This window comes from Streptomyces sp. NPDC020807 (assembly GCF_040641575.1).
Taxonomy (GTDB): domain Bacteria; phylum Actinomycetota; class Actinomycetes; order Streptomycetales; family Streptomycetaceae; genus Streptomyces.
Window position 1 is genome coordinate 316,179 of sequence record NZ_JBFADU010000001.1, and the last position, 24,997, is coordinate 341,175.

A 24,997-nucleotide genomic window follows, 5' to 3' on the forward strand; every position below is an offset into this window, starting at 1 on the left:
CTCCCGTTGGCGCTCCTGGTCTCTCTGCCCTGACGAGCCGTCAAGATAGAACAGGTTCTAGCGGAAGGGAATGGCGAGGGAGGGCCGAGGGAGAGGCGAGGTGTCCTCTCCCGGGGAGGGCGGGAGCTGTGGGGGTGTCGGGTCAGCGGTCGAAGTCGAGCTCCACGTCCGGGGTGACGGGGCGGGACTGGCAGGCCAGGACGTATCCCGCCTCGGTCTCGTCGGGTTCCAGGGCGAAGTTGCGGTCCATCCGGACCTCTCCGCCGACGACGAAGGCGCGGCAGGTGCCGCACACGCCGCCCTTGCAGGCGTACGGGGCGTCCGCGCGGGCGCGGAGCACCGTGTCGAGGAGGGTTTCGCCGCGGTCGACGGGCCAGGTGCCGGAGCGGCCGTGGAGGGTCGCGGTCAGGGTGGCGTGCGCGGGGGTGTCGGCGGGGGCGACGGGTGCGGGGGCGGAGCCGTCGTCGACGTGGAAGATCTCCTGGTGGATGCTCGCGCGCCGCACGCCGAGGTCGCGGAGGGCCTGCTCGGCGCCCTGGACGAGGCCGAAGGGTCCGCAGAGGAACCAGCCGTCGATCCGGTCGACGGGCAGGAGGGCGGGCAGGAGGGCGGTGAGCCGCTCGCGGTCGAGGCGGCCGGAGGGGAGCCCGGCCTGCTGTTCCTCGCGGGAGAGGACGGTGACCAGCTGGAAGCGGTCGGGGTAGCGGTCCTTCAGGTCGGCGACCTCGTCGAGGAACATCGTGGACGCGGCGGTGCGGTCGCTGCGGACGAGGCAGAACGTGGCGTCCGGTTCGCGGTCGAGGAGGGTGGTCGCGATCGACAGGACGGGGGTGATGCCGCTGCCTCCGACGACGGCGGCGAATCGGCCGGGCCGGGGGGTGAGCGTGAAGCGTCCGGTGGGCTCCATGACCTCGACGAGGTCGCCTTCGGCCAGCTCCTTGAGGGCGTACGTGGAGAACGCGCCGCCGTCGACGAGGCGGATGCCGACCCGCAGGACGGGCGTCTCGCCGGCGGGTGCGGCGGGGGCGCAGATCGAGTAGGTGCGCCGGATCTCCTCGCCCTGTTCGGTGATGCGGCGGAGGGCGAGGTGCTGGCCGGGGAGGTGGCGGTACGCCTCGTGGAGCTCGGGCGGTACGGCGAAGGTGACGGCGACGGAGTCGTCCGTGAGCCGCTCGATGCCGCTCACCCGGAGCGGATGGAACCCGGCCCGTCCGGAGCCTGCGGTCGTCATCTACAACTCCTTGAAGTGGTCGAACGGTTCGCGGCAGGCGGTGCAGCGGCGCAGGGCCTTGCACGCGGTGGAGGAGAAGCGGCTGAGGAGCTCGGTCTCGATGGATCCGCAGTGGGGGCAGCGGATCGCGAGGTTGAGCGGGACGGGGCCGTCGGAGGTGCCCTGCGGGCGGGGCGGGGCGATGCCGAACTCGGCGAGTTTGCGGCGGCCTTCGGCGCTGATGTCGTCGGTGGACCAGGCGGGGGTGAGGACGGTGACGACGGAGACGTCCCGCATGCCGTGGGCGTGGAGGGCGCGCTCGATGTCCTCGGACATGGCCTCGATGGCGGGGCAGCCGGTGTAGGTCGGGGTGAGGGACACCTCGACGCGGCCGCCGTCGGTGATGTGGACGCCGCGCATGACGCCGAGTTCCTCGAGGGTGAGGACGGGCAGCTCCGGGTCGGGAACGGCGCCGGCGATCCGGCTCAGTTCCTCCTCCAGGGCCGTCATGGTCACCATGTCGCGCCCGGGTGGCTGCGGTGGAGGTGCTGCATCTCGGCGATCATCCGGCCGAAGGGCTCGGTGTGGAGGCCCTGGCGGCCGGCGCCCGCGCTCCAGGCGCCGGTGCGGGGGCTGGTGGGGACGGTGAGGGTGGCGCGGCCGAGGACGTCGGTGACCGATTCGAGCCAGGCGTTCTCCATGGCCGCGTGGTCGACGTCGAGTCCGTCGACGGGCTGGAACAGTTCGCCGGTGTAGCGCCAGAGGGCGTCGCAGGCGCGCTGCATGCGCTCGTGGCTCTCGGGGGTGCCGTCGCCGAGGCGGAGGGTCCAGTGCTCGGCGTGGTCCTGGTGGTAGGCGACCTCCTTGACGGCCTTCGCGGCGAGGCCGGCGAAGGGGCCGTCGCCGGTGGCCAGGCGGCCGTACAGGAGGCGCTGGTAGGTGGAGAAGTACAGCTGGCGGGCGATGGTGTGGGCGAAGTCGCCGTTGGGCTGCTCGACCAGCTGGGCGTTGCGGAAGGAGCGCTCCTCGCGGAGGTACGCCAGTTCGTCCTCGTCGCCGACGAGGGAGAGCAGGACGCGGGCCTGGCCGAGGAGGTCGAGCGCGATGTTGGCGAGGGCGACCTCCTCCTCCAGGACGGGGGCGGAGCCGGCCCATTCGCCGAGGCGGTGGGAGAGGACGAGGGCGTCGTCGCCGAGGGCGAGCGCGGCGGCCGTGGGCGCGGTGGTGGCGGTCGTGGGCCGGGTGCCGGTGCTCACAGGTGCTTCACCCCCTCGGGGATCTCGTAGAACGTCGGGTGCCGGTACGGCTTGTCGGCGGCGGGCTCGAAGAAGGGGTCCTTCTCGTCGGGCGAGGAGGCGGTGATCGCCGAGGAGGGCACGACCCAGATCGAGACGCCCTCGCTCCTGCGGGTGTACAGGTCGCGGGCGTTGCGCAGGGCCATCTCGGCGTCGGGGGCGTGGAGGCTTCCCGCGTGGGTGTGGGACAGTCCGCGGCGGGAGCGCACGAACACCTCCCACAGCGGCCAGCTGTCGCTCGTCATGCCTGTGCTGCCTCTCGGTGTCCGGTGTGCTTCTCCGCGTAGGCCGCGGCGGCCTCTCTGACCCAGGCGCCGTCCTCGTGGGCCTGGCGCCGCTTGGTGATCCGCTGGTCGTTGCAGGGGCCGTTGCCCTTGAGGACGTCCCAGAACTCGGTCCAGTCGATCGCGCCGAAGTCGTAGTGCCCGCGCTCCTCGTTCCACCGGAGGTCGGGGTCGGGGAGGGTCAGGCCGAGGGCCTCGGCCTGGGGCACGGCGATGTCGACGAAGCGCTGGCGCAGCTCGTCGTTGGAGTGGCGCTTGATCTTCCAGGCCATCGCCTGGGCGGTGTGGGTCGACTCGTCGTCGGGCGGGCCGAACATCATCAGCGAGGGCCACCACCAGCGGTCCACGGCGTCCTGGGCCATGGCGTGCTGGGCCTCGGTGCCCTTCGACAGGGCGAGGAGGGCCTCGTACCCCTGGCGCTGGTGGAAGGACTCCTCCTTGCAGACGCGGACCATCGCGCGGGCGTACGGCCCGTAGGAGCAGCGGCAGAGGGGGACCTGGTTGGTGATGGCGGCGCCGTCGACGAGCCAGCCGATGGCGCCGACGTCGGCCCAGGTCAGGGTGGGGTAGTTGAAGATCGAGGAGTACTTCTGGCGGCCGGAGTGGAGCTTGTCGAGGAGCTCGTCGCGGCTGGTGCCGAGGGTCTCCGCCGCGCTGTAGAGGTAGAGGCCGTGGCCGGCCTCGTCCTGGACCTTGGCCATGAGGATCGCCTTGCGGCGCAGGGAGGGTGCGCGGGTGATCCAGTTGGCCTCGGGCTGCATGCCGATGATCTCGGAGTGGGCGTGCTGCGCGATCTGCCGGACGAGCGAGGCGCGGTACGCCTCGGGCATCCAGTCGCGCGGCTCGATCCGCTCGTCGGCGGCCACGGCGGCGTCGAACACGGCCTCGTAGGCGGCCTGTGTCGCCGCCAGGTCCGCGTCCGACACGCCGGGCGCGTCCGTGGTTCCTGCCGTCCCTGCCGTCACTGCGGTCATCGGACTCCCTACCGACCGATCGTTCGGTTGAATGACTTCAATGGTGAGTCGAGGGCCCGTATGGTGTCAACCCTGTGGATAACCGAGGTGGGCTGATCGGGATCGGGGCGGGATGAGCGCGGACGTCGAGCAGCACGCGGACGAGGTGTCGGACGGCCCTGGGGACGGCACCGCGGGCGATCTCGGCGACGGCCCCGGCGATCCCCGGGACGCTCTCGCGGACGACCCGGGCGGCCCCCTCACGGGCGGCCCCGGAGGCGGCTCACCGCCCCCTCCGGCACCGCGGACGCCCCCCTCCGGCACCGGGATCACGGCCCTGTCGATGCCCTACCAGGTCGCCGCCGCCGTGGCGCTCGCCGTCGTCGCGGTCTTCGTCTGCGTCCACCTCGCGATGGTGTTCCTGCACGTCGCGCCCTCGAACACGGTCACCAAGCGGCACGGGCAGGCTGTGGACGACTGGGTCTATCCCGAGTTCGAGCAGAACTGGAAGCTCTTCGCTCCCAACCCGCTCCAGCAGAACGTCAGCGTCGAGGCACGGGCCGAGATCGTCCCCGCCGACGGCGGGGGCGTGACCACCACCGGCTGGATCGACCTCACCGCCCAGGACACCGCCGCGATCCGCCACAACCCGATGCCCAGCCACACCCAGCAGAACGAGCTCCGCAGGGCCGTGGACTTCTACCTCAACTCGCATGCCGACGACGACGCCCCCCACGGGATGCGCGGCCGGCTCTCGGAGGAGTACATGCGCCGGATCGCCGCCCTCCGCCTCGACGGCCTCCCGTCCCTCGACGGGTACGACGTGCGGCGCGTCCAGCTCCGTACCGTCACCCGGCCCGTGCCCGCCCCGCGCTGGAGCACCGAGAAGAACGACACCGCGTCGTCGTACCGCGAGCTGCCCTGGTGGAAGGTGACCTCCGCCGACCTGCCGGGCGGCGCCGCCGCCCCGGGCCGTACGGAGGCGGGACGATGAGCGAAGCAGCCGCCACCGCGCGCGTGCGCGAGCCGTTCGACCGGCGGATCGCCCGCGCCGTCCAGGCCGTCACGGGGCGCGCCCTCGGCCCGTACCAGACCGCGATCGTGCGGATCGGGTTCTCGCTGACCTGGCTCGTGTTCCTGCTGCGCGAGCTGCCGCACCGGCACGAGATGTACGGCCCCGACGGGCCCTGGTCCTGGGAGATGGCGCGCCGCCTCATCGCCGACAACCGGGCCTTCACGGTGCTGATGTGGTCGGACGGGCAGCTGTGGTTCGAGCTCGTCTACGGGCTCGCGGCGCTCTCCGCCCTGCTCCTTCTGCTCGGCTGGCACACCCGCGCCGTGTCGGTCGTCTTCATGGTCGGCGTCCTGTCGCTGCAGAACCGCTCCGTCTTCCTGGGCGACGGCGGCGACAACGTCCTGCACCTCGCCGCGATCTACCTCGTCCTGACCCGCTGCGGGCAGGTGTGGTCGCTCGACGCCCGCAGGGCCGCCCGTCGATCGCGCGAAGAGCGGGACGAGCGGGACGAACGCGAAGAGCGGGACGAGCGCGACGAGCGGGGCGGGGACGGGGCGGGCGCGCGGCGGGAGCTCGCCGGGCCGCTGCTGTGGATCGTGCTCGGCGGCTTCCTCCTCGCCACGATCTGGTTCGGCGACGTCACCGGCGAGTGGTGGGTATCCGTGCTGCTCTGGGTGCTGTGGCTCGGCCACGGCCTCTGGTGGCTGGTCTGCCGGTACGCGCCCGGCGAGCCGCGCACCCTGCTCGACGTCCTCGCCAACCTCGCGCACAACGCCGCCCTCGTCGTGATCATGGCCGAGGTCTGTCTGATCTACGCCACCGCCGGCTGGTACAAGATCCAGGGTTCGCGCTGGCAGGAGGGCACGGCGCTGTACTACCCGCTCCACCTGGACTACTTCTCGCCCTGGCCCGCCCTGTCCGAGCTCCTCGGCTCCAGCGGGATCATGGTGCTGCTGCTGAGCTACGGCACGGTGATCGTGCAGGTCGCGTTCCCGTTCACGCTCTTCAACCGCAAGGTCAAGAACGTCCTGCTCGTCGCGATGATGCTGGAGCACGCCGGGATCGCGGTGCTCCTCGGTCTTCCGGTCTTCTCGCTCGCGATGATCTCCGCCGACGCGGTCTTCCTCCCGACGGCCTTCCTCGTGGCCCTCGGCGTGCGCGTCGCGCGGGGCCGCGACCGGCTGCTCGGGCCGCTGCGCGGTCGGCTGACCGGCCGGGGCCCGGCCGGGGCGCTGCCCGAGCAGCGCCGTACGGCCGAGGAACAGGGGCCCCGTACCCTCGTCGGGTGAGTGCCATGGAAGAACAGCCCGAGCCGGTCCAGTACGACGAGGGGTTCGGCCCCGAGATCGGTGTCGGGCCGCACCCGGAGCCGTGGCCGGAGGGCGAGCGGTACGACCCCGAGCTGCTCGCCGGGGGAGACAGGCGCAACGTCGTGGACCGGTACCGGTACTGGACGCGGGAGGCGATCGTCGAGGACCTCGACACCCGGCGGCACGACTTCCACGTGGCCGTCGAGAACTGGGGCCACGACTTCAACATCGGGTCTGTCGTGCGGACCGCCAACGCCTTCCTCGCGAAGGAGGTCCACATCGTGGGCCGGCGGCGCTGGAACCGGCGCGGCGCCATGGTGACCGACCGCTACCAGCACGTCCGTCACCACCCGGACACCGCGTCACTGACCTCGTGGGCGGCGGCCGAGGGCATTCCCGTCATCGGCATCGACAACCTGCCGGGCGCCGTGCCGCTGGAGCGGACCGTGCTGCCCCGCCGCTGCGTGCTGCTCTTCGGGCAGGAGGGCCCGGGCCTCACCGAGGAGGCCCGCGCCCACGTGGAGATGGTCTGCTCGATCGCCCAGTTCGGCTCGACCCGCTCGATCAACGCGGGCGCGGCCGCCGCGATCGCGATGCACGCGTGGGTGCAGCGGTACGCGGAGATCGACGCCCCCTAGCGGGCGTGTGTGTGGGGGGTCGTGGAGGCCCCGTGGGGAGGACCTCCACGACGGTGGGGACCGGTGGTCCGCGCCGGACCGGTGGTCCGCGCCGGTCCGGTGAGGAGGGTCAGGCCTGGCGGCGGACCTCCACCACCCGGAAGCGGTTGGAGACGAAGGCGCCGTCGCACAGCGCCGCGTTCGCCGCCGGGTTGCCGCCGGAGCCGTGGAAGTCGGAGAACGCCGCGGTCTGGTTGACGTACACCCCGCCCGTGAGGTTCAGCGAGAGCTGCGCCGACTCGTCGAGGCAGACCTCCTCCACCGCGCGCTCGGTCTCGGCCGAGGTCGTGTAGGCGCCGACGGTCATCGCGCCCTTCTCGCGGACCGTGCGCCGCAGCAGCTCCAGGGCGTCGGCGGTGGAGTCCACCGAGACGGCGAAGGAGACGGGGCCGAAGCACTCGGAGAAGTACGCGGCCTCCGCGTCGGGCTTCGAGCCGTCGAGCTTCACGATGACCGGCGTGCGGACGACGGCGTCCGGGAAGTCCGGGTTGGTGACCTCGCGGGAGGCGAGCGCCACCTCGCCGAGGCCGGCCGCCGCTTCGAGGCGCGCCTTCACGTCCGGGTTGACCAGGGCGCCGAGCAGGCCGTTCGCCCGGGCGTCGTCGCCGAGCAGGCCGCCTACGGACGCCGCGAGGTCGGCGACGACCTCGTCGTACGTCTTCGGGCCCTGGTCGGTGGTGATGCCGTCGCGGGGGATCAGCAGGTTCTGCGGGGTGGTGCACATCTGGCCGCTGTAGAGCGAGAGGGAGAACGCCAGGTTGGCGAGCATGCCCTTGTAGTCGTCGGTGGAGTCGACCACGACCGTGTTGACGCCGGCCTTCTCGGTGTAGACCTGGGCCTGGCGGGCGTGGGTCTCCAGCCAGTCGCCGAACTCGGTGGAGCCGGTGTAGTCGATGATCCGGACCTCGGGGCGGACGGCGAGCGTCTTGGCGATGCCCTCGCCGGGCCGCTCGACGGCGAGGGCCACCAGGTTCGGGTCGAAGCCGTTCTCGGCGAGCACCTCGCGGGCGACGCGGACGGTGAGCGCGAGCGGCAGGACGGCGCGCGGGTGCGGCTTGACCAGGACGGGGTTGCCGGTGGCCAGGGAGGCGAACAGGCCCGGGTAGCCGTTCCAGGTCGGGAAGGTGTTGCAGCCGATCATCAGGGCGATGCCGCGGCCGACCGGGGTGAACTCCTTGGAGAGTTCCAGGGGGTCGCGCTTGCCCTGGGGCTTGGACCAGGAGGCACGGCCGGCGGGGGTGCGGGTCTGCTCCTCGTACGCGTACGCCACGGCCTCCAGACCGCGGTCCTGGGCGTGCGGGCCGCCGGCCTGGAACGCCATCATGAACGCCTGTCCGCTGGTGTGCATGACGGCGTGGGCGAACTCGTGGGTGCGGGCCGAGATCCGGGACAGGATCTCCAGGCACACGAGGGCACGGGTCTCGGCCCCGGCGTCGCGCCAGGCGGGCATGGCGGCGCGCATCGCGGGGAGCAGGACGTCCACGTCCGCGTGCGGGTACTCGATGCCGAGCGCGGGGCCGTACGGAGAGATCTCGCCACCGGTCCAGCCGTCGGTGCCGGGCTGGTCGAGCTCGAAGCGGCCGTTCAGCAGGGCCTGGTAGGCGGCGAGGCCGGCCGCCGCGTCGAGCGAGCCGTCCTCCCCGTACGCCTTGGGGTGCTCCGGGTGGGGAGACCAGTAGGCGCGGGTGCGGATCGTGGCGAGGGCCTGGTCGAGCGTGGACCGGTGCTTCTCGGCGAGACGGTCCGGACGGTCGGTGGTCGGCTGGGCGGTGGCCATGGATGGACCAACTCCTCGTCGAGCTGGGCAGGGAGACGCGTACGGAGTTAGAGTAACCGAACGATCGGTCGGGACAAGGGGGTCCGTCGATCCTGTGGAAAACCCATCGGGGAGGATCACTCCTATGAGCGCCGACACCAGCGCCACCGTGACCGTCAGGGGGAGCGACGACGTGACCGCCGCCAGTGAGACCGCCGCCGTGGGACAGGACCTCGCCGTAGCCGTCGTCGGCACCGGCACCATGGGCCAGGGCATCGCCCAGGTCGCCCTGGTCGCCGGTCACCCCGTCCGCCTCTACGACAGTGCTCCCGGCCGGGCGAAGGAGGCCGTCGCCGCGCTCACCGCCCGCCTCGACCGGCTCGTCGAGAAGGGCCGCATGGAGGCCGCGGCCCGTGAGACGGCCGTCGGGCGCCTGTACGCGGCCGAGGAGCTCGCCGAGCTCGCCGACGTGGCCCTCGTCGTCGAGGCGATCGTCGAGCACCTTCCGGTCAAGCGGCAGCTCTTCGCCGACCTGGAGACGGTCGTCGGCGACGACACCGTCCTCGCCACCAACACCTCCTCCCTCTCCGTCACCGCCATCGCGGGCGGCCTGCGCCTGCCCGGCCGGTTCGTCGGACTCCACTTCTTCAACCCGGCGCCGCTGCTCCCGCTCGTCGAGGTCGTCAGCGGCTTCGCCACCGACGCGGACGTCGCCACGCGCGCGTACGAGACGATGAAGGCCTGGGGCAAGACGCCCGTGCGCTGCGCGGACACCCCCGGCTTCATCGTGAACCGGGTCGCCCGCCCCTTCTACGCCGAGGCGCTGCGGATCTACGAGGAGGGCGCGGCCGACCCCGCGACCATCGACGCGGCCCTGCGCGAGTGCGGCGGCTTCCGGATGGGCCCCTTCGAGCTGACCGACCTCATCGGCCAGGACGTGAACGAGGCCGTGACCCGCTCGGTCTGGGACTCCTTCTACCAGGACCCCAAGTTCACCCCCTCCCTCGCGCAGCGCCGGCTCGTCGAGTCCGGGCGCCTCGGCCGCAAGTCGGGCCAGGGCTGGTTCTCGTACGCGGACGGGGCCGAGCGGCCCGAGCCGCACACGGCGGAGCCGGCGGAGGCGCCGAAGCGGATCGTCGTCCGGGGCGACCTGGGACCGGCGGAGCCGCTGGTCGGGCTCTTCGAGGCGGCCGGGATCACCGTCCGGCGCAAGAAGGGCGACGGCGGGTTCATCCAGCTCCCGAGCGGCGGCGAGCTCAACCTCGCGGACGGGGAGAGCGCCTTCGAGTACCACCGCGAGGAGATCCTCTACTTCGACCTCGCGCTCGACTACGCGCGCGCGACCCGGATCGTGCTCTCCACCGGCGACCACACCTCCGCCGAGACCCTCGCGGAGGCCGTCGGCCTCTTCCAGGCGCTCGGCAAGAAGGTCTCCGTGATCGGCGACGTGCCCGGCATGATCGTGGCCCGTACCGTCGCGATGCTCGCGGACCTCGCGGCCGATGCCGTCGCCCGAGGAGTGGCGAGTGAGGAGGACATCGACACAGCGATGCGGCTCGGCGTGAACTACCCCCTGGGTCCGCTGGAATGGGCCGCCAAGGTGGGGTACCGGAACACGACGGCCGTCCTCCAGGGGCTGCACAAGCGGTACCCGACCGGGCGGTACGCGCCAAGCTTCGGACTCATGCGCCGGTGCTACACCGAGGAAGCGGAGGACGAGAGATGACGACGGCGAAGCGCGACACGTACACCCCCGAGACCCTGCTCTCGGTCGCCGTACGCGTCTTCAACGAGCGCGGTTACGACGGCACCTCGATGGAGCACCTGTCGAAGGCCGCGGGGATCTCCAAGTCCTCGATCTACCACCACGTCTCCGGCAAGGAGGAGCTGCTGCGGCGGGCGGTCAGCCGGGCGCTCGACGGGCTCTTCGCGGTCCTCGACGAGCCGGGCGCGCAGCGCGGCAGGGCGGTCGAACGGGTCGAGTACGTCACCCGGCGCACCGTGGAGGTGCTGATCGCGGAGCTGCCCTACGTGACGCTGCTGCTGCGCGTGCGGGGCAACACCGCGACCGAGCGGTGGGCGATGGAGCGGCGGCGCGAGTTCGACCACCAGGTGGCCGAGCTCCTGAAGGCGGCCGTCGCGGAGGGCGACCTGCGGGCGGACGTGGACATCCGGCTCGCGACCCGGCTCCTCTTCGGCATGATCAACTCGCTGGTGGAGTGGTACCGGCCGCACCCGGACGCGGTGGCGGAGCGCGAGCAGCTCGCCGAGACCGTCGCGCACCTCGCCTTCGACGGGCTGCGCACGGCCCGCTGAGGCCCACCCGGCCCGGGGCCCTGGTCAGAGGCCAGGGTTCCTGGTCGGAGGACCGGGCCCCTGGTCAGAGGCCCTGGTCTCCGGTCAGAGGCCCGGGTCCAGGTCCGTTTCCTCGAAGACCAGCAGGGTCCGGGTGGAGAGCACCTCGGGGATCGACTGGAGCTTGGTCAGCACGAGCTCGCGCAGGGTCCTGTTGTCGGGGGTGTGGACGAGCAGCAGGACGTCGAAATCGCCGCTGACCAGCGCGATGTGCGTGGCGCCCGGCAGGGCCCCGAGCTGTTCGCGGACCGTCCGCCAGGAGTTCTGGACGATCTTGAGGGTGATGTAGGCGGAGGCGCCCTGGCCCGCGCGCTCGTGGTTCACGCGCGCGCTGAAGCCGCGGATGACCCCGTCGTCGATGAGCCGGTTGATCCGCGCGTACGCGTTGGCGCGGGAGACGTGCACCCGCTCGGCCACCGAGCGGACCGAGGCCCGGCCGTCCTTCTGGAGTATGCGCAGGATGTCCCGGTCGATGGGGTCGAGGGGACGTGCGGGAACGCCCGGTACGGGCGGTGTCTGCGCTGGTGTGACGACCTGGTCCCAGTCCTCGGCCATTTGTTCATCCGCCATGTGCCCCCGCCTCTCTCCGGTGGACGACCTGCTCCTATCCCAGGCCGTGGAGAACCGTTTGTCCACAGGCTGGTGGCGCCTGTAGCCAAAATGCCTCCACGACCGAACAATCGGTAGGTGAGGCGCGACACACTCGCGCTGCCCGCCTGAGGGTCTTATGCCCGCCCCCACGAGGAGGTGGACTCGTTGCAACAGCGCAGTTCGACAGTCCAAGAGCCGCCCGCTGCCGCTTCCCCCCACCGGCCGACGCCGCCGCCGGCCTGGCAGCCCCGTACCGACCCCGCTCCGCTGCTGCCCGACGCCGAGCCGCTGCGCGTGCTCGGCACGGACGCCGTGGCCGACACCGACCCCGCGCTGCTGCTGCGGCTGTACGCGGAGCTGATCCGCGGCCGCCGGTACAACGCGCAGGCCACCGCCCTCACCAAGCAGGGCCGCCTCGCCGTGTATCCGTCCACCACCGGCCAGGAGGCGTGCGAGATCGGCGCCGCCCTCGCCCTGGAGGAGCGTGACTGGCTCTTCCCCTCGTACCGCGACACCCTGGCCGCCGTCGCCCGCGGCCTCGACCCCGTCCAGGCGCTGACGCTGCTGCGCGGCGACTGGCACACCGGGTACGACCCGCACGAGCACCGCATCGCGCCGCTCTGCACCCCGCTCGCCACCCAGCTCCCGCACGCCGTGGGCCTCGCCCACGCGGCCCGCCTCAAGGGCGACGACGTCGTCGCCCTCGCCATGATCGGCGACGGCGGCACCAGCGAGGGCGACTTCCACGAGGCGCTGAACTTCGCCGCCGTCTGGCAGGCCCCCGTGGTCTTCTTCGTGCAGAACAACGGCTTCGCGATCTCCGTGCCGCTCGCCAAGCAGACCGCCGCCCCCTCCCTCGCCCACAAGGCCGTCGGGTACGGGATGCCGGGCCGGCTCGTCGACGGGAACGACGCGGTCGCCGTCCACCAGGTGCTGACCGAGGCCGTGGCCCGCGCGCGGGCCGGCGGCGGACCCACCCTCGTCGAGGCCATCACGTACCGGATCGACGCCCACACCAACGCCGACGACGCCTCCCGCTACCGCGCGGCCGGCGAGGTCGAGGCCTGGCGGGCGCACGACCCGATCCTGCTGCTCGAACGGGAGCTGACGGAGCGCGGCCTGCTCGACGAGGACGGCAGGCGTGCCGCGGCCGAGGCCGCCGAGACGATGGCGGCCCAGTTGCGCGAGCGGATGAACGCCGACCCGGTGCTCGACCCGATGGACCTGTTCTCCCATGTGTACGCGGAGCAGACCGCGCAGCTGCGCGAGCAGGCGGCGCAGCTGCGCGCCGAGCTCGACGCCGAGGGTGAGGCGTGATGACGACCGCGACGACGAGCGGTCCCGCCGCGGCGAAGGCCGCCGCGGGCGCCGCGAAGGCCAAGCCCGCGACGATGGCGCAGGCGCTCCAGCGCGCCATGCGCGACGCGATGGCCGAGGACCCCACCGTCCACGTGATGGGCGAGGACGTCGGCACGCTCGGCGGCGTCTTCCGCGTCACCGACGGGCTCGCCAAGGAGTTCGGCGAGGAGCGCTGCACCGACACCCCGCTGGCCGAGGCGGGCATCCTCGGCGCGGCCGTCGGCATGGCGATGTACGGGCTGCGGCCGGTCGTCGAGATGCAGTTCGACGCCTTCGCCTATCCGGCGTTCGAGCAGCTGATCTCCCACGTGGCGAAGATGCGGAACCGCACGCGCGGGGCGATGCCGATGCCCATGGTGATCCGTGTGCCGTACGGCGGCGGGATCGGCGGCGTCGAGCACCACAGCGACTCCTCCGAGGCGTACTACATGGCCACCCCCGGCCTGCACGTCGTCACCCCGGCGACCGTCGAGGACGCCTACGGGCTGCTGCGCGCGGCCATCGCCTCCGACGACCCCGTGGTCTTCCTGGAGCCCAAGCGGCTCTACTGGTCCAAGGCCGACTGGTCCCCCGAGGCGCCCGCGCCCGTCGAGCCGATCGGCAAGGCGGTCGTACGGCGCCGGGGCACCGGCGCGACCCTGATCACCTATGGCCCGTCCGTCCCGGTCTGCCTGGAGGCCGCGGAGGCCGCCCAGGCGGAGGGCTGGGACCTGGAGGTCGTCGACCTGCGCTCGCTCGTGCCGTTCGACGACGAGACCGTCTGCGCCTCGGTGCGGCGCACCGGCCGCGCGATCGTGGTCCACGAGTCGACCCGCTTCGCGGGACCGGGCGCGGAGATCGTCGCGCGCGTGACCGAGCGCTGCTTCCACCACCTGGAGGCCCCGGTGCTGCGGGTCGCGGGCTTCGACCTCCCGTACCCGCCGCCGATGCTGGAGCGGCACCACCTGCCCGGCGTGGACCGGGTCCTGGACGCGGTGGCGCGCCTGCAGTGGGAGGCGCAGAGCTGATGGCCCAGGTCCTGGAGTTCAAGCTGCCCGACCTCGGTGAGGGACTCACCGAGGCCGAGATCGTCCGCTGGCTCGTCGCCGTCGGCGACGTCGTCGCCATCGACCAGCCGGTCGTGGAGGTCGAGACGGCCAAGGCGATGGTCGAGGTGCCCTGTCCGTACGGCGGTGTCGTCACCGCGCGGTACGGCGAGGAGGGCACCGAACTGCCCGTCGGCGCGCCGCTCCTGACGGTCGCCGTCGGTGGCACGGGCGCGCCGGAGGAGCTCGCCCAGGCGGCCCCCGAGGCCGCGCGGACGACCGCGGGCGACGCGGTCTCCTCGGAGTACTCGGGCAACGTCCTCGTCGGCTACGGCACGGCGGGCCCGGCGGCCCGCCGTCGCCGGGTGCGGCACGAGAACCCGGCCGCCGCGGCGTCCCAAGCCCCCGCCCCCGCCCCCGCCCCGGCCCCGGTCGCGGCCGCGGCGCCGGCCCGGGCTCTCGCTCCGGCGCAGGCGCCTGCTCCCGCCTCCTCGGTGGCGGTCTCCGCGGTGCCCGAAGGGCCCGTGCCCGTCATCTCGCCGCTCGTGCGGAAGCTGGCCCGGGACCGGGGGCTCGACCTGCGGGCCGTCCGCGGCTCGGGTCCCGAGGGTCTGATCCTGCGCGCGGACGTGGAACGGGCGCTCGCGGACCTGGAGCGCCCGGCCGTCTCCCCCGCACCCGTCCCGGCGTCGGCCCCCGCCGCCGCCCCGGCGGGCGAGCGGGTCCCGCTGCGCGGTCTGCGCGGTGCGGTGGCGGACAAGCTGTCCCGCAGCCGCACGGAGATCCCCGACGCGACCTGCTGGGTCGACGCCGACGCGACCGAACTGATGGCGGCCCGCGCGGCGATGAACGCGGCGGGCGGGCCGAAGATCTCGCTCCTCGCGCTCCTCGCCCGGATCTGCGCCCACGCCCTGGCCCGGTTCCCCGAGCTCAACTCCACGGTGGACACGGCGGCCCGGGAGATCGTCCGGCTGCCGGCCGTGCACCTCGGCTTCGCCGCCCAGACCCCGCGCGGTCTGGTCGTCCCGGTGGTCCGCGACGCGGGCACACGGACGGCCGAGTCGCTCACCGAGGAGTTCGCCCGGCTCACCGAGTCCGCCCGGCAGGGCGCGCTCACGCCGGCCGACCTCACCGGCGGCACGTTCACGCTCAACAACTACGGGGTGTTCGGGGTCGACGGCTCCACGCCGATCATCAACCACCCCGAGGCGGCGATGCTCGGCGTCGGCCGGATCATCCCCAAACCCTGGGTCCACCAGGGCGAGCTGGCCGTGCGTCAGGTGGTGCAGCTCTCGCTCACCTTCGACCACCGGGTCTGCGACGGCGGCACGGCGGGCGGCTTCCTGCGGTACGTCGCCGACTGCGTCGAACAGCCGGCGGTCCTGCTCCGTACGGTCTGACGCCCCGTCCGGCGCGTCCGCCCTGCCGGGTCCGTCCCGTCCGAACCGTCCCGTCCGAACCGTCTCGTCCGCCGCGCCTCGTCCGGCCCGTCTCGCCCAGAGAGACGGGCCGGACGTCTGTACGCCCCGGTGGACCACGCGGACCATACTGCTGGGGTGACCACAGCAGATGACGCCGTACGTGACGACGCGTCCGGCGGGTACGACGTCGTCGTGCTCGCCGGGGGCGCGGCCCGGCGGCTCGGCGGCTCCGACAAGCCCGGCGTGCGGGTCGGGGGGCGGACCCTCCTCGACCGGGTCCTCGCCGCCTGCCCCGACGCCGACCGGGCCGTCGTCGTCGGCGCTCCCCGCCCGACCGCCCGCCCCGTCCGCTGGACCCGGGAGGAGCCGCCGGGCGAGGGCCCCGTCGCCGCCCTCGCCGCGGGCGTGCGCGAGACCGGGGCGGCCGTCCTCCTCGTCCTCTCCGCCGACCTGCCCTTCCTCGACCGGGACACCGTCCGGCGCCTGCTCGCCGCGCTCGTGGAGACCCCAGACGCCGAGGCCGCCCTCCTCACCGACGCCGAGGGCCGCGACCAGCCGCTCGTCGCCGCGTACCGGAGGCGGCCGCTGGAGCGCGAACTGACCGGTCTCGCGCACACCCACCGCGGCCTCGCCCACCTTCCGCTGCGGTACGTCACCGACGGCCTGCGCCTCACCCGGGTCGCCGCCGGGCCGCTCGCCTCCTTCGACTGCGACACCTGGGAGGACATCGCCGCGGCCCGGGCCCGCATCAGGGAGCATGGGGCTGTGCTGGACGAATGGATCACCGCAGTCAAGGACGAACTGGGCATCGAACTGGACGTCGACACCGGCGTGCTGCTCGACCTCGCCCGCGACGCCGCCCACGGGGTCGCCCGGCCCGCCGCGCCCCTGACCACCTTCCTGGTCGGATACGCGGCGGCGCGCGCGGGCGCCGACGGCGGCCCGGAGGCGGTCGCCGAAGCGGCCCGCAAGGCGGCGGAGCTCGCCAAACGCTGGGCCGCCGAGCAGGACGAGGCGGGATGACCCTCCAGGAGACCGCCCCCGTGGCCCCCGAGACCGTCCCCCGCCCGCAGCCCGACGAGCCGCCGCACCGCGCCACCGCCTGGCCCGAGGCGCGGTCCCGCGCAGCCCTGGCCGGCGCCGGGGCCCGCGCCGGCCGGGAGGGCCGCGAGCCGCTGCGCCTGCCGCTCGGCGCCGCGCTCGACCGGGTCCTCGCCGAACCGCTCACGGCCCTCACCGACCTGCCCTCCTTCGACACCTCCGCCATGGACGGCTGGGCCGTCGCGGGGGAGGGGCCGTGGACGGTACGGGAGGAGGGCGCCGTCCTCGCGGGCCACGCGCCCGCCCCCGCCCTGTCCGAGGGCGAGGCCGTACGGATCGCCACCGGCGCCCGCGTCCCCCCGGGAACCAGCGCCGTCATCCGCACGGAACACGCGAGGACCGAGCAGACGGGGGGTGCACCCGCGCGGACCGAGCAGCGGGGAACCGACACCGCGAGAACCGAGCAGGCGGGAGTCGACGCCGCGCGGCCCGAGCCGACCGCCGCGCCGGTGGGACGGCGTGTGCACGCGCTGCGCGAGGTGCGGGACCGGCAGGACATCCGTCCCCGGGGCCAGGAGTGCCGCGCCGGGGACGAGCTGCTCCCCGCCGGAACCGCCGTCACCCCCGCCGTCCTCGGCCTCGCCGCCGCCGCCGGGTACGACGCGCTCCCCGTCCGGCCCCGCCCCCGCGTGGAGGTCCTGGTGCTCGGTGACGAGCTGCTCACGGCCGGGCTGCCCCACGAGGGCCTCATCCGTGACGCGCTCGGCCCGATGCTCGGCCCCTGGTGCGAGGCGCTCGGCACCGAGCCCGTCACCACCCGCCGGATCGGCGACGACGCCGAGGAGCTGTACGCGGCCGTCACCGGCTCCACCGCCGACCTGTTGATCACGACCGGCGGGACCGCGGCCGGGCCCGTGGACCACCTGCACCGCGTGCTCGACGCTGCGGGAGCCACCCTCCTCGTCGACGGTGTGAAGGTCCGCCCCGGCCACCCGATGCTCCTCGCCCGCCTCACGGGGCCGGACGGCGCAGCCCGCCACCTCGTGGGGCTGCCCGGCAACCCGCTCGCCGCGGTCTCCGGACTCCTCACGCTGGCCGAGCCACTGCTCGCGGCCCTGCTGGGGACCCGTAACGGAACCGGCGAGGGCCACCACGTCCCCGCCGGGGACGAGATCCAGGGGCATCCCCACGACACCCGGCTCGTCCCCGTCGTCCTCCGCGCCGGACGGGCCGTCCCCCTGCACTACAACGGCCCCGCCATGCTCCGGGGCATCGCCGTCGCGGACGGCCTCGCCGTCGTCCCGCCCCACGGCGCCCGCACGGGTCGGCCACTGGAGATCCTCGGTCTCCCCTGGACGACCGCGCGGGGAACCGGTCCGGCCGCCATAGGAGCGTGTTTCACGTGAAACTTCCCAGTCGTGACGTCATGGCCCGCCAGGCCGACGAGAAGATCGCGGGACCCCAGATCCGACTGCCCCGCCGCGTCATCGAGAAGCCGCTGCGCCAGGTCGGCAAGCGGCTCCTCATGGCGCTGGGCGTGCTGATCCTGACGGTGCTCATCGTCTACGTCGACCGCGCGGGCTACCACGACAACGCCAACGAGACGCTCGACTTCCTCGACTGCGTCTACTACGCCACCGTGACGCTCTCTACCACCGGGTACGGCGACATCGTCCCGTACAGCGACTCGGCGCGGCTCGCCAACGTCCTGCTGGTCACGCCCCTGCGCGTGCTGTTCCTGATCATCCTGGTCGGCACCACTCTCGAGGTCCTCACGGAGCGGACCCGGGAGGAGTTCCGGCTGAATCGCTGGAGGTCCACCTTGCGCGACCACACCGTCATCGTCGGCTTCGGTACGAAGGGCCGGTCCGCGATCCAGACGCTCTGCTCGACCGGTCTCCGCAAGGACCAGATCGTCATCGTCGACCCCTCCAACAAGGTCATCGAGAGCGCGAACGCGAACGGCTTCGTCGGGGTCATCGGCGACGCCACCCGCAGCGACGTCCTGCTGCGGGCCGAAGTCCAGAGGGCCCGTCAGATCGTCATCGCCACCCAGCGCGACGACACGGCCGTCCTGGTCACCCTGACGGCCCGCCAGCTCAACAAGGGCGCGAAGATCGTCGCCGCGGTCCGCGAGGAGGAGAACGCGCCGCTGCTGCGCCAGTCCGGCGCGGACGCGGTCATCACCAGCGCCAGCGCCGCCGGCCGGCTCCTCGGCCTCTCGGTCCTGAGCCCCAGCGCGGGCACGGTGATGGAGGACCTCATCCAGCAGGGCTCCGGCCTCGACCTCGTCGAACGCCCGGTGACCAAGAGCGAGGTCGGCAAGAGCTGCCGGGAGACCGAGGACCTCGTGGTGAGCGTGCTCCGCGGCCACCGGCTGCTCGGCTACGACGACCGGGCCGCGAGTCCGCTCCAGGCCACCGACCGCGTGATCACCATCGTCCGCGCCGCGCCGGTGGCACCGCTCTCCACGCCGGACGAGGACTGAGCGAACGGCGGTCACGGGAGTAGCCTCGCCGCCATGTACGCGATCACGATTCCCGAACCCGGTGGTCCCGAGTCGCTCGTGTGGGCCGAGGTCCCCGAGCCCGTGCCCGGCGAGGGCGAGGTGCTCGTCGAGGTGGTGGCGAGCGCCGTCAACCGCGCCGACCTGCTCCAGCGCCAGGGCTTCTACGACCCGCCGCCGGGCACGTCCCCGTACCCCGGCCTCGAATGCTCCGGGCGGATCGTCGCCCTCGGCGCCGGGGTGACGGGCTGGTCCGTCGGCGACGAGGTGTGCGCGCTGCTCGTCGGCGGCGGCTACGCCGAGAAGGTCGCCGTCCCGGTCGGCCAGCTCCTGCCCGTGCCGGAGGGCGTCGACCTGACGACGGCCGCCGCGCTCCCCGAAGTGGCCTGCACCGTCTGGTCCAACATCTTCATGATCGCCCACCTGCGGCCGGGCGAGACGCTGCTCGTGCACGGCGGGGCGAGCGGGATCGGCACGATGGCGATCCAGCTGGCGAAGGCGGTCGGCGCCCGGGTCGTGGTCACGGCCGGAAGCCCCGCGAAGCTCGCCCGCTGCGCGGAGCTGGGCGCGGACGTCCTCATCGACTACCGCGAGCAGGACTTCGTCGCGGAGCTGCACAAGGCGACGGACGGGGCCGGGGCGGACGTCATCCTCGACATCGTCGGCGCCAAGTACCTGGAGCGGAACATCGAGGCGCTGGCCGTCAACGGCCGCCTGGTGATCATCGGACTCCAGGGCGGGGTGAAGGCCGAGGTGAACCTCCGGGCGCTGCTCGCCAAGCGGGCGGCCGTGATGGCGACGACCCTGCGCACCCGCCCGGAGCAGGAGAAGGCGGCGATCGTCGCCGCCGTACGGGAACACGTGTGGCCGCTGATCGGCGCGGGCACGGTCCGCCCCGTCGTCGACCGGACCGTTCCGATGCCGGACGCCGCCGAGGCCCACAGGATCCTGGAGTCCGGCGACCACGTCGGCAAGGTGCTGCTGCTCGCGCCCGGCGCCTGACCCGTACCCGTACCCGTACACAGGCAAGCGAAGGGCCCGGCACAGGAGTTGTGCCGGGCCCTTCCCCGTACGCCTGCTCGGGACCTACAGGTACGGTCCAGAGCGGACCGCGTGGCCGTGGCCGCGGTCGTCGTCGTCATCGTCGTGCGAGGCGCCCGGCGGGAGTGCCCGGCGCATCTGCTCCAACTGGGCGCGGGCCGCCATCTGCTGGGCGAACAGCGCCGTCTGGATCCCGTGGAAGAGTCCTTCGAGCCACCCCACCAACTGGGCCTGGGCGATCCGCAGTTCCGCCTCGGAGGGGATCGCCTCGTCGGTGAACGGCAGGGAGAGCCGCTCCAGTTCCTCGACGAGCTCGGGAGCGAGCCCGTCCTCCAGCTCCTTCACGGAGCTGGCGTGAATGTCCTTGAGCCGGACACGGCTGGCCTCGTCGAGAGGTGCCGCCCGTACTTCCTCCAGGAGCTGCTTGATCATGCTGCCGATCCGCATGACCTTCGCGGGCTGTTCGACCATTTCCGTCACCGGGACCTCGCGGGGTTCGTCGCCACCCTGAGCGCCGCCGAGCGCCATTCCGTCCTGTCCCACGATGAGGACCTGGGGGCTCTCCTGCGACCTGTCATTCCTCGGCATCTCCATGCCGCCATTCTCTCGCACACATGCCTCATCACACGGTGTGCCCCTGTACGAGAATGATCCACCCTCGTACAGGGGCACAGGAAAGCAACGGACCGTACGGGCCCGGATCCGTCAGGTCGCCTCGCGGCGGGACATCGCGCCGCGTGAGCGGGTGACGAGCGCGGCGAGGAGGGCGGCGCCCAGCGGCACGGCGATCAGGAGGCCGCCCAGGGTCTCCCAGGGGATGACGATCGGCGTTTCCGGCGGGCCCGACATGCCGTTGTCCCAACCCTGGGCGAGGGCCTGCTCGTAGAAGGCGAGGCGTTCGCGCCCCTCGGTGAGGCGGAGGCCGACCGCGGGCAGAACGCCCGCCGCCGCACCGAGGAGCACACCCATCGCGGCGACCACACCGCACTGGAAGCCGCTGAGCGTGCGGCGGACCCTCGGCGGGGCGCCGACGGCCGCGAGCGTCTTCAGGTCGGCCTCGGCGTCGGCCTGGGCCAGGCCGGTTGCGATGCCGGCGGCACCGATGGTGACGAGACCGGCGAAGACGGCCAGCGAGATCACGAAGATGCCCCGGTCGTCGACGAAGCCCTCCTCCAGGTACAGGTCGACACCGCTGCCGAGCTTGGCGATCTCGGCGTCGAGCTTCTGGCGCTGCTCGCCGTTCGGCATCCGCTCGGTGCTGACGTACGCGCCGAGCGGCGCGGTCCCGAAGCCGGCGGCCTTGGCGGTGGCCGGCGTCATCAGCATCTCGACGCCGTAGGACTCCTTGTCGCCGGGGACCAGGTAGGCGCGGACCGGGGTGATCTTCCCGGGGGTGGGCTTGCCCTCCTCGGAGGCCTTCTCGACGGCGGCCATGTCGGTGACCTTCTTGATGCCGACGGTGCCGTCCTTCGCGAGCGGGGACCGGGTGAAGGTGACGATCTTCCCCTCGGCGAGGGCCTTCGCGGCGTCCGGGTCGTCGATGCCGAGGACCTGGAGGACCTTCGCGTCGCCGACGACGAGACCGGCGTCGGTGGCCTGCCAGCCGACGGAGGAGCGCGAGCAACGCCAGTCGTCGGTGAGCATCTTCCGGCGCTGCTCGGGCGTGAACTTCTCCGCGGGGTCGCTGCCGTCGGACGTGAACGCGTACAGCGGGCACTCGTTCGCCCGGGGGATCACGACCTCGTACCGGCCGCAGCCCGCCGCGCTGCTCCACGGCTCGCAGCCGGGCTTGCCGACCGCGATCCGCTCGACGTCGGCGCGGACGTCGACGGGGAAGGTCCGCTGGATCGCCTCGCGGACGGCGGGGACGTCCCGTCCGCCTTCCTCCGTGACGAAGGCGGAGACCACACCGTGCGGCAGCCGTGCGGTGTACTCGGCCTCCTGCTGCGCCGTGCTGCTGGCCATGAAGGTGGAGACGGCGACCGTGCCCGCCACGGCGGCGAGGACGGCGGCGACGGCCGGTGCCGTACGTCCCCGGTTGCGGACGGCGTCCCGCAGCGCGAGCCGCGGCGAGAGCGGCAGCCAGCGCCCGGTCCGGCCGAAGAGACCCACCAGGGCGGGGGTCATCGCCACGATGCCCAGCTCGGCGAGGGCGGAGCCCGCCGCCACGAGGAGGAACTGCTCCGTGACGAGCGAGCCGAAGAGCGCGATGGCGGCGCCCGCGAGGGCGGCCACGAGACCGATCACCGGCAGGACCCGGCTGCTGTGCCGGATCCCGCGCCGGCCCGTGAGCGAGGCGAGGACGGTCTGCCGCGAGGCGGTGATCGCCGGGACGATCGCGGCGAGCAGACCGGTCAGGACGGCGAGGAACGCGATGCCGAGGAGTTCGAGCGGCCGGATGTCGAAGGCGCCGAACCGCTGGTTCATCATGTCTTCGAGGACCGGCTGGAGCAGCAGGGTGAGGATCACGGCGAGGACCGTGCCGGTGACGGCCGCGGCGACGCCGATGACCAGACCACCGCTGAGCACGATGGCCCGGATGTGGCTGCGGGTGCCGCCGTTGGCTCCGACCAGGCCGAGCTGACGGCGCGAGCGGCGGGCGCCGACCGCGAACGCGGGACCGGCGAGCAGGCAGATCTCCAGCATCGCCAGGCCGACGACGGTCCCGATGACGGCGAGGGCGTAGGCATCGGCACCAGAGCTGGTGTCCCAGCTGCCGTAGTTGTCCTTCGCGTACAGCGGGACCTCGGACTTCGCGGGCGGGTCGAGGAGGACGGCCCGCGAGGTCATGTAGACGCCCTTGGTGTTGATCTCCTTGACGTTGTTCCACGTGAAACCACCGGGCTTCTTCACCAGCCACGCGGTGGAGACGTCGGGGGCCGGCAGGCCCGCCTTCTCGACCGCCTTCGCGTACGGGGCGAGGAAGGCGCCCGGCAGCGCGTTGATCTGGTCGGTGGCGAGCGAGTCGGGAAGTTCGTAGGAGCCGACGATCCGATACGTGCGGTCGAAGTTGCGGGCGGAAAGGGTCGAGCCGACCGACAGACCGCTGCTCTCCAGGAAGTGCGAGGTCGCCATGACCTCGTCGTCCTTCCCCGGGAAGCGCCCGTCGAGGAGCGTCGTGATGCCGCGCGTCACCGGGTCGGAGGCCTTCAGCTCACGGATCTCGGCGGTGAGCAGACCGTGGACCGTCGTCAGCTTGGCCGAGCCGGACCGGTCCGTGAGGACCGTGGCACCGGCGGGAATGGCCCGGGAGACGTCGGTGGGACCGCTCGGCCACGGCTCGTCCTCGTAGTCCTTCGCCGGGACGTTCATGTCGCCCTGCGGGTCCTGGAGGATCGGGACGCCCTCGACGTTCGCGTCCCGGAAGACCGCGTCGGCCGCGCCCATCGTGCGTTCCACCCGCTCGGCGGGCGACAGCTCGGAGCTGCGGTAGGTCAGGTCGAGGCCGCTGACGCCGAGGATGGGCAGGGCGATCATCGCGAGGACGAGCGCGCTGCGGCCCTTGGAACGCCAGGCGTCACGGCGGGCGATGCGGATCGCGGCCCGCCAGGAGTGGAGCCAGGTCTTCACGCCTCCGCCACCTGGCCCGTCAGGAGGGAGTCGGCCTCGCTGCGCACGGTCTGGTCGACGATCGCGCCGTCCCGCAGGAACACGACCCGGTCCGCCCAGGCCGCGAAGCGCGGCTCGTGGGTGACGAGGACACCGGCGGCGCCCGCGTCGCAGCGGGAGCGGAGCAGGGCGAGCACGGACTCGCCGGTCTCGGAGTCGAGAGCGCCGGTCGGCTCGTCGGCGAGGACGAGTCGGCGCTCGCCGACGAGCGCGCGGGCGACGGCCACGCGCTGCTGCTGTCCACCGGACATCTCGTCGGGGAACCGCTCGGCGAGGTGGCCGAGGCCCATCTCCTCCAGGGCGGCCACGGCCTCGCCGCGCGCCTTGCGGGCGGAGACGCCGTCCAGCTCGCGGGGGAGCGCCACGTTCTCGGCGGCGGTGAGCGCCGGGATGAGGTTGTAGTCCTGGAAGACGTACCCGATGCTGCGGCGGCGCAGGGCGGCGAGCTGCTTGGGGGTCGCGGTGGTGATGTCGGTGTCCTCGACGATCACCCGGCCCGAGCTCGGGGTGTCCAGGCCGCCCGCGATGGTGAGCAGCGTGGACTTGCCGGAGCCGGACGGGCCCATGACGGCGACGAGCTCGCCGGGGTACACGGCGAGGTCGATGCCGCGCAGGGCGTGGACCTCGGTGGCGCCCGAGCCGTGGACGCGGGTCAGGTTCTGGAGTTGCAGCACGGGCTGCTGTGCGGACATGAGGGGTCCCCCTTGGGCGTACGCGGCGGGTCGGCCGGTACGGATCGAGCGGTCGAAGAGGTGCGTCCGGGCGCCCGGAAGCGGGCGCGGAAGCGGATGGGCGAGTGCGTCCGGAAGTGGGCGCGGAAGCGGATGGGCGAGTGCGTCCGGAAGTGGGCGCGGAAGCGGATGCGCGAGCGAGAGCGGGCGCGGGAGCGCCGGGTCAGCGCGCCGCGCTCGTGCTGGTGGCGTCGGGGACGGCCGGAGCCGGGGCGGCCGGTGGGGCCGGTGTGCTCGGCGCGGTCGCCGACAGGCGGATCAGCCGGGACTCGCAGTGGTCGAGCCACCGGGCCTCGGCCTCCGTCTGGAAGATCAGCTGCTCCAGGACGAGCAGCCAGGCCACGTCGTCGCGTTCCCGCGAGCCCCCGGCCTCGACGGCGGCGAGCGCCTGGGCCTTGAGCCGGGTGTAGTCCTGCATGGCCTTCACGGTGTGCCGGCGCTGGGACTGGATGACGTCGCGGATGTCGACGCAGGGCGCGCCCACGGCCATGGCGAGCTTGATGGCCAGTTCGTCACGGGCGGGGCTGGTGCGGTCCACCGGCTTCTCGAACCAGCTCCTGAGCTCGGCGAGACCGGCGTCGGTGATCGTGTAGAGCGCGTGCCCCGCCTCGTCCTGGCCGCCCTGCGCGACCATCCCGTCGCGTTCCAGACGGCTCAGGGTCGTGTAGACCTGCCCGACGTTGAGCGGCCAGGTGGAGCCGGTGCGGGACTCGAACTCCGTACGGAGCTGAGAGCCGTACCGAGGCCCGCGTTCGAGGAGGGCGAGGAGCCCGTGGCGGATCGACATACTCAGTATGTATACCGAGTATGCCGACGAG

At 73.0% G+C, this 24,997-nt stretch carries 23 protein-coding genes; 12 read left to right on the forward strand and 11 right to left on the reverse strand.

Annotated features, from left to right (window positions below):
• Positions 1–142: 142 nt before the first annotated feature.
• Genes AB0G79_RS01530 through paaA form a run of 5 tightly spaced genes read right to left on the reverse strand, consistent with a single transcriptional unit; the run spans position 143 to position 3,763 of the window.
• Positions 143–1,231 (reverse strand): 2Fe-2S iron-sulfur cluster-binding protein, encoded by a 1,089-nt coding sequence (locus AB0G79_RS01530; RefSeq protein ID WP_360798350.1) that lies wholly within the window; start codon positions 1,229–1,231, stop codon positions 143–145.
• Positions 1,232–1,729, reverse strand: a complete 498-nt coding sequence (gene paaD / locus AB0G79_RS01535; protein ID WP_360798353.1) for a 1,2-phenylacetyl-CoA epoxidase subunit PaaD — start codon at positions 1,727–1,729, stop codon at positions 1,232–1,234. It lies immediately after the preceding gene.
• On the reverse strand, positions 1,723–2,466 hold the full coding sequence (gene paaC, locus AB0G79_RS01540; protein ID WP_360798356.1) for a 1,2-phenylacetyl-CoA epoxidase subunit PaaC: 744 nt from the start codon (positions 2,464–2,466) through the stop codon (positions 1,723–1,725). Before paaC ends, paaD begins: the two co-directional genes overlap by 7 nt.
• Positions 2,463–2,750 (reverse strand): 1,2-phenylacetyl-CoA epoxidase subunit PaaB, encoded by a 288-nt coding sequence (paaB, locus tag AB0G79_RS01545; protein ID WP_360798359.1) that lies wholly within the window; start codon positions 2,748–2,750, stop codon positions 2,463–2,465. Before paaB ends, paaC begins: the two co-directional genes overlap by 4 nt.
• Complete coding sequence (gene paaA, locus AB0G79_RS01550) at positions 2,747–3,763, reverse strand: 1,2-phenylacetyl-CoA epoxidase subunit PaaA (RefSeq protein WP_360798362.1); 1,017 nt, start codon at positions 3,761–3,763, stop codon at positions 2,747–2,749. The genes paaB and paaA overlap by 4 nt, the downstream gene beginning before the upstream one ends.
• A 112-nt stretch (positions 3,764–3,875) precedes the next feature.
• On the opposite strand from paaA, the gene AB0G79_RS01555 reads away from it, so the two are divergent.
• The 3 genes from AB0G79_RS01555 to AB0G79_RS01565 are packed head-to-tail and all read left to right on the forward strand — an operon-like array spanning position 3,876 to position 6,705.
• Positions 3,876–4,736: a DUF5819 family protein gene (locus AB0G79_RS01555; RefSeq protein WP_360798364.1), complete on the forward strand. Its 861-nt coding sequence runs from the start codon at positions 3,876–3,878 to the stop codon at positions 4,734–4,736.
• Entirely contained in the window at positions 4,733–6,046 is a 1,314-nt protein-coding gene (locus AB0G79_RS01560) for an HTTM domain-containing protein (protein ID WP_360798367.1), read from the forward strand. The genes AB0G79_RS01555 and AB0G79_RS01560 overlap by 4 nt, the downstream gene beginning before the upstream one ends.
• Positions 6,047–6,051: 5 nt before the next feature.
• Positions 6,052–6,705 (forward strand): TrmH family RNA methyltransferase, encoded by a 654-nt coding sequence (locus tag AB0G79_RS01565; RefSeq protein ID WP_360799149.1) that lies wholly within the window; start codon positions 6,052–6,054, stop codon positions 6,703–6,705.
• Positions 6,706–6,814: 109 nt separating this feature from the next.
• Here AB0G79_RS01565 and paaN read toward each other — a convergent pair whose 3' ends face one another.
• Positions 6,815–8,521, reverse strand: a complete 1,707-nt coding sequence (paaN, locus tag AB0G79_RS01570; protein WP_360798370.1) for a phenylacetic acid degradation protein PaaN — start codon at positions 8,519–8,521, stop codon at positions 6,815–6,817.
• A 124-nt stretch (positions 8,522–8,645) separates the two neighbouring features.
• On the opposite strand from paaN, the gene AB0G79_RS01575 reads away from it, so the two are divergent.
• Together AB0G79_RS01575 and AB0G79_RS01580 are read left to right on the forward strand one after the other, a co-directional pair.
• Entirely contained in the window at positions 8,646–10,226 is a 1,581-nt protein-coding gene (locus AB0G79_RS01575) for a 3-hydroxyacyl-CoA dehydrogenase (protein WP_360798373.1), read from the forward strand.
• The gene (locus tag AB0G79_RS01580) at positions 10,223–10,816 is read left to right on the forward strand and encodes a TetR/AcrR family transcriptional regulator (protein WP_360798376.1); all 594 of its coding nucleotides are present in this window, start codon (positions 10,223–10,225) and stop codon (positions 10,814–10,816) included. Before AB0G79_RS01575 ends, AB0G79_RS01580 begins: the two co-directional genes overlap by 4 nt.
• An 84-nt stretch (positions 10,817–10,900) precedes the next feature.
• Here the strand turns inward: AB0G79_RS01580 and AB0G79_RS01585 are convergent, their stop codons facing one another.
• Positions 10,901–11,425 carry an Lrp/AsnC family transcriptional regulator gene (locus AB0G79_RS01585; protein ID WP_360798379.1) on the reverse strand — a complete coding sequence of 175 codons (525 nt, stop codon included), beginning with the start codon at positions 11,423–11,425 and terminating at the stop codon, positions 10,901–10,903.
• 177 nt (positions 11,426–11,602) lie between these two features.
• On the opposite strand from AB0G79_RS01585, the gene pdhA reads away from it, so the two are divergent.
• The 7 genes from pdhA to AB0G79_RS01620 all read left to right on the forward strand — a co-directional run bounded on the left by pdhA (position 11,603) and on the right by AB0G79_RS01620 (position 19,800).
• Entirely contained in the window at positions 11,603–12,763 is a 1,161-nt protein-coding gene (pdhA, locus tag AB0G79_RS01590) for a pyruvate dehydrogenase (acetyl-transferring) E1 component subunit alpha (protein WP_360798382.1), read from the forward strand.
• A complete protein-coding gene (locus AB0G79_RS01595) occupies positions 12,763–13,812 on the forward strand; it encodes an alpha-ketoacid dehydrogenase subunit beta (RefSeq protein WP_360798384.1) in 1,050 nt (349 codons plus the stop codon). Before pdhA ends, AB0G79_RS01595 begins: the two co-directional genes overlap by 1 nt.
• Positions 13,812–15,230 (forward strand): dihydrolipoamide acetyltransferase family protein, encoded by a 1,419-nt coding sequence (locus AB0G79_RS01600; RefSeq protein WP_360798387.1) that lies wholly within the window; start codon positions 13,812–13,814, stop codon positions 15,228–15,230. The genes AB0G79_RS01595 and AB0G79_RS01600 overlap by 1 nt, the downstream gene beginning before the upstream one ends.
• Positions 15,231–15,386: 156 nt before the next feature.
• Positions 15,387–16,274 (forward strand): NTP transferase domain-containing protein, encoded by an 888-nt coding sequence (locus tag AB0G79_RS01605; protein WP_360798391.1) that lies wholly within the window; start codon positions 15,387–15,389, stop codon positions 16,272–16,274.
• Positions 16,271–17,698, forward strand: coding sequence for a molybdopterin molybdotransferase MoeA (locus AB0G79_RS01610; RefSeq protein WP_360798394.1), 1,428 nt, complete (start codon positions 16,271–16,273; stop codon positions 17,696–17,698). The genes AB0G79_RS01605 and AB0G79_RS01610 overlap by 4 nt, the downstream gene beginning before the upstream one ends.
• Before the next feature lie 20 nt (positions 17,699–17,718).
• Positions 17,719–18,780: a potassium channel family protein gene (locus AB0G79_RS01615; protein WP_360799152.1), complete on the forward strand. Its 1,062-nt coding sequence runs from the start codon at positions 17,719–17,721 to the stop codon at positions 18,778–18,780.
• A 33-nt stretch (positions 18,781–18,813) separates the two neighbouring features.
• Positions 18,814–19,800: an NAD(P)H-quinone oxidoreductase gene (locus tag AB0G79_RS01620; RefSeq protein ID WP_360798397.1), complete on the forward strand. Its 987-nt coding sequence runs from the start codon at positions 18,814–18,816 to the stop codon at positions 19,798–19,800.
• An 84-nt stretch (positions 19,801–19,884) separates the two neighbouring features.
• Here the strand turns inward: AB0G79_RS01620 and AB0G79_RS01625 are convergent, their stop codons facing one another.
• The 4 genes from AB0G79_RS01625 to AB0G79_RS01640 form a co-directional block, all read right to left on the reverse strand.
• A complete protein-coding gene (locus AB0G79_RS01625; RefSeq protein ID WP_360798400.1) occupies positions 19,885–20,433 on the reverse strand; it encodes a bacterial proteasome activator family protein in 549 nt (182 codons plus the stop codon).
• Positions 20,434–20,544: 111 nt separating this feature from the next.
• Positions 20,545–23,409: an ABC transporter permease gene (locus AB0G79_RS01630; protein WP_360798403.1), complete on the reverse strand. Its 2,865-nt coding sequence runs from the start codon at positions 23,407–23,409 to the stop codon at positions 20,545–20,547.
• On the reverse strand, positions 23,406–24,140 hold the full coding sequence (locus tag AB0G79_RS01635) for an ABC transporter ATP-binding protein (RefSeq protein WP_360798406.1): 735 nt from the start codon (positions 24,138–24,140) through the stop codon (positions 23,406–23,408). Before AB0G79_RS01635 ends, AB0G79_RS01630 begins: the two co-directional genes overlap by 4 nt.
• Positions 24,141–24,342: 202 nt before the next feature.
• Complete coding sequence (locus tag AB0G79_RS01640) at positions 24,343–24,966, reverse strand: PadR family transcriptional regulator (protein ID WP_360798409.1); 624 nt, start codon at positions 24,964–24,966, stop codon at positions 24,343–24,345.
• Positions 24,967–24,997 lie beyond the last annotated feature (31 nt).